General features: G+C 52.6%; 2 tRNA genes and 1 rRNA gene. All 3 read right to left on the bottom strand.

From position 1 onward, the window contains the following. Positions 1–22: 22 nt before the first annotated feature. The 3 genes from OSH01_RS16445 to OSH01_RS16435 all read right to left on the bottom strand — a co-directional run bounded on the left by OSH01_RS16445 (position 23) and on the right by OSH01_RS16435 (position 1,819). Positions 23–98, bottom strand: a tRNA-Ala gene (locus OSH01_RS16445). A gap of 13 nt (positions 99–111) precedes the next feature. Then, positions 112–188: transfer RNA gene (locus OSH01_RS16440), tRNA-Ile, on the bottom strand. A 92-nt stretch (positions 189–280) separates the two neighbouring features. Further along, positions 281–1,819 (bottom strand): 16S ribosomal RNA (locus OSH01_RS16435). Between the last annotated feature and the right edge of the window lie 241 nt (positions 1,820–2,060).

The raw sequence follows: 2,060 nt of genomic DNA, 5'->3' as shown, positions 1-2,060 counted from the left end.
ACGAACCACCCATATAAAGCGGTGGTGGAGGATGACGGGATCGAACCGACGACCCCCTGCTTGCAAAGCAGGTGCTCTCCCAGCTGAGCTAATCCCCCGACAGGTATTCGTTGGTGGGTCAAGCTGGAATCGAACCAGCGACCCCCGCCTTATCAAGACGGTGCTCTAACCGACTGAGCTACTGACCCCTTCTGTTACCAGTGGGTACTACCCATTTTGGTCATGACGTTGTTAACAGCCAATCAGTGTGGACACTTTCGCTTTGCGAGTCTTCGCTCTGAAAGGAGGTGATCCAGCCGCACCTTCCGATACGGCTACCTTGTTACGACTTCACCCCAGTCATGAATCCCACCGTGGTAAGCGCCCTCCTTACGGTTAGGCTACCTACTTCTGGTGGAACCCACTCCCATGGTGTGACGGGCGGTGTGTACAAGACCCGGGAACGTATTCACCGCGACATTCTGATCCGCGATTACTAGCGATTCCGACTTCACGCAGTCGAGTTGCAGACTGCGATCCGGACTACGATCAGGTTTCTGGGATTGGCTCCCCCTCGCGGGTTGGCGACCCTCTGTCCTGACCATTGTATGACGTGTGAAGCCCTACCCATAAGGGCCATGAGGACTTGACGTCATCCCCACCTTCCTCCGGTTTGTCACCGGCAGTCTCATTAGAGTGCTCTTGCGTAGCAACTAATGACAAGGGTTGCGCTCGTTGCGGGACTTAACCCAACATCTCACGACACGAGCTGACGACAGCCATGCAGCACCTGTGTTCTGGTTCTCTTGCGAGCACGGTCTAATCTCTTAGACTTTCCAGACATGTCAAGGGTAGGTAAGGTTTTTCGCGTTGCATCGAATTAATCCACATCATCCACCGCTTGTGCGGGTCCCCGTCAATTCCTTTGAGTTTTAATCTTGCGACCGTACTCCCCAGGCGGTCAACTTCACGCGTTAGCTGCGCTACTAAGGCCTATTGGCCCCAACAGCTAGTTGACATCGTTTAGGGCGTGGACTACCAGGGTATCTAATCCTGTTTGCTCCCCACGCTTTCGTGTCTGAGCGTCAGTATTATCCCAGGGGGCTGCCTTCGCCATCGGTATTCCTCCACATCTCTACGCATTTCACTGCTACACGTGGAATTCTACCCCCCTCTGACATACTCTAGCTCGGCAGTTAAAAATGCAGTTCCAAGGTTGAGCCCTGGGATTTCACATCTTTCTTTCCGAACCGCCTACACACGCTTTACGCCCAGTAATTCCGATTAACGCTTGCACCCTACGTATTACCGCGGCTGCTGGCACGTAGTTAGCCGGTGCTTATTCTGCAGATACCGTCAGCAGCGCCTCGTATTAGGAAGCGCCTTTTCTTCTCTGCCAAAAGTACTTTACAACCCGAAGGCCTTCATCATACACGCGGGATGGCTGGATCAGGGTTTCCCCCATTGTCCAAAATTCCCCACTGCTGCCTCCCGTAGGAGTCTGGGCCGTGTCTCAGTCCCAGTGTGGCTGGTCGTCCTCTCAAACCAGCTACGGATCGTTGCCTTGGTGAGCCTTTACCCCACCAACTAGCTAATCCGATATCGGCCGCTCCAATAGTGAGAGGTTCCGAAGAATCCCCCCCTTTCCCCCGTAGGGCGTATGCGGTATTAGCTACTCTTTCGAGTAGTTATCCCCCGCTACTGGGCACGTTCCGATACATTACTCACCCGTCCGCCACTCGCCACCAAAAGAGCAAGCTCTTTCGTGCTGCCGTTCGACTTGCATGTGTAAAGCATCCCGCTAGCGTTCAATCTGAGCCAGGATCAAACTCTTCAGTTTAATCTCTGTGGTTGTCCCGTCTTGCGACGAGACCGATTGTGTTCTCAAAGAAAAATTCCGAGATTTACACAAGGTAAATTCATCTTCATTTTTCAGTATGAGCACTTGATTCTAACTTTGTGGCGATCCCATAAAGGGATTCGACTCACGCATTCCAAGTGCCCACACTCATTGGCTGTTATATTGTTAAAGAGCATTGGTGTTTCCACCGCAGTTAACCCCGTTGGGCTAGCTGTTTTTC

The organism is Alcaligenes endophyticus (assembly GCF_026344035.1).
GTDB classification, from domain to species: Bacteria; Pseudomonadota; Gammaproteobacteria; order Burkholderiales; family Burkholderiaceae_B; genus Alcaligenes; species Alcaligenes endophyticus.
Note: the sequence above shows the minus strand (reverse complement) of the source record. Positions and strands in the feature narration are given on the sequence as shown.